This window comes from Mesorhizobium sp. M4A.F.Ca.ET.050.02.1.1, from assembly GCF_003997725.1.
Taxonomy (GTDB): Bacteria; Pseudomonadota; Alphaproteobacteria; order Rhizobiales; family Rhizobiaceae; genus Mesorhizobium.
This window is the reverse complement of the sequence record NZ_RZSG01000979.1, coordinates 1-1,980: the sequence shown is the minus strand read 5'-3', so window position 1 is coordinate 1,980 and position 1,980 is coordinate 1. Positions and strand designations below refer to the sequence as shown.

General features: G+C 65.5%; 1 protein-coding gene. It reads right to left on the bottom strand.

Going from position 1 to position 1,980, the window contains the following annotated elements; all coding sequences use genetic code 11:
• Positions 1-1,980, bottom strand: a 1,980-nt coding sequence (locus tag EOA33_RS33905; protein WP_145989461.1) for a ribonuclease E/G, incomplete at both ends; no start/stop codon positions are given.

Here is a 1,980-nt window from a genome sequence, read left to right as displayed (position 1 = left end):
TCCGCTGCTTCGGCCGTTTCGCCAATGCCGACCGTAGCTTCATCGCCCGCTTCGGCTGCCTCGTTGCTCGCGGCGGCGGAAACGCTATCCGCCGGCGCCGGCGTTGAGACTACTCCAGCGCCATGCTCGCGCTCGCCGTGCTCGCGATCGCGATCCTTGCCGCCGCGCCGCCGGCGGCGCTTGCGGCGCTTGCGGTCACGGCCTTCGCCGTCCTCGCCGGACCTCTGCTGCTGCGGCTGCTGCTGGGACTGGCGCGGCTGTTCCGCCTGGGCGGGCGCCTCCTCCTCGTCCTCGATGACGATCTCGTCCTCGGGCTCCTCCGGCTCGACATAGGCCGGCAGACTGCGCACTTCGACGAAGCCCTCGGGCTTTTCGGCGATCGCGCCACGGAAGATCGCATAGTGCTGCGCGCCGACCGTGTCGTCGGCCTCGATCGTGATGGTCAGGCCGAAGCGGCTTTCGAGTTCGACCAGCGTGCCGCGCTTGTGGTTGAGCACATAAAGCGCGGTCGCTGCCGGCGTGCGGACCGTGATGTGGCTGCGCGAATCCTTGAGCAGGAATTCCTCTATCGCCCTGACCACCATCAGCGCCACCGAGGAGTCGGAACGCACATGGCCGGTACCGCCGCAATGCGGGCAGGGCTTCATGGTCGATTCCAGCACGCTGGCGCGGATGCGCTGGCGCGACATCTCCATCAGGCCGAAATGCGAGATGCGGCCAACCTGGATGCGGGCGCGGTCGTTCTTGAGGTGATCCTTCAGCCGCTTCTCGACGGAGCGGTTGTTGCGGTTCTCCTCCATGTCGATGAAGTCGATGACGATCAGGCCGGCAAGGTCGCGCAGCCTGAGTTGCCTGGCGACTTCCTCGGCGGCTTCCAGATTGGTGTGGAGCGCCGTGTCCTCGATCGAGTGCTCCTTGGTGGAGCGACCCGAATTGACGTCGATAGAGACCAGCGCCTCGGTCTGGTTGATGATGATGTAGCCGCCGCTCTTCAGCGTCACCTGCGGCTGCAGCATGCGGTCGAGCTGCGCCTCGATGCCGTTGCGCACGAAGATCGGGGTGGTGTCGCGATAGGGCTGAACCACCTTGGCGTGGCTCGGCATCAGCATGCGCATGAAGTCCTTGGCCTCGCGATAGCCGTCCTCGCCGGAGACCAGGATCTCGTCGATATCCTTGTTATAGAGGTCGCGCACCGAGCGCTTGATCAGGCTGCCTTCCTCGTAGACCAGGGCAGGGGCCGTGGACTGCAGAGTGAGGTTGCGGACATTCTCCCAAAGCCGCATCAGATATTCATAATCGCGCTTGATCTCGGCCTTGGTGCGGCTCTCGCCGGCGGTGCGCAGGATGACGCCCATGCCCTGCGGCACTTCGAGGTCGGCGACGACTTCCTTCAGCCGCTTGCGGTCCTGGGCGTTGGTGATCTTGCGCGAAATGCCGCCGCCGCGCGCGGTGTTCGGCATCAGCACCGAATAGCGGCCGGCGAGCGACAGATAGGTGGTGAGTGCGGCGCCCTTGTTGCCGCGCTCTTCCTTGACCACCTGGACCAGCAGGATCTGACGGCGCTTGATGACTTCCTGGATCTTGTACTGGCGGCGCACCGGCTTGCGGCGGTTGCGCACCTCTTCAAGCGCATCCTCGGCGCCGACCGATTCGATTTCGTGGTCGTCCGGATGCGAGGACTGCACCTCTTCCAGCATGCCGCGATCGTCGCTGGAGGGGGCTTCGCCGTTCTGTTCGGCTTGCGGGGCCGGTTCGGAAATCACGTCGGCTTCGACGCTAGCGGCGATCGAGGTAGGGCCACCCTCGGATGTTTCGCCACCGTCGTCCGCGGTGGCATTGTCGCCATGCTCCGCGCCGCCGTGATCCTTGCCGCCATCCTGCGAGCCGGCGTCGGCATCATTGGACTGAATCTCGATGGTCTCGGCGATCGTCTCGACGACCTCTTCGCCGCTTTCACCGGCAGCCTCGCCGCTTGCGACC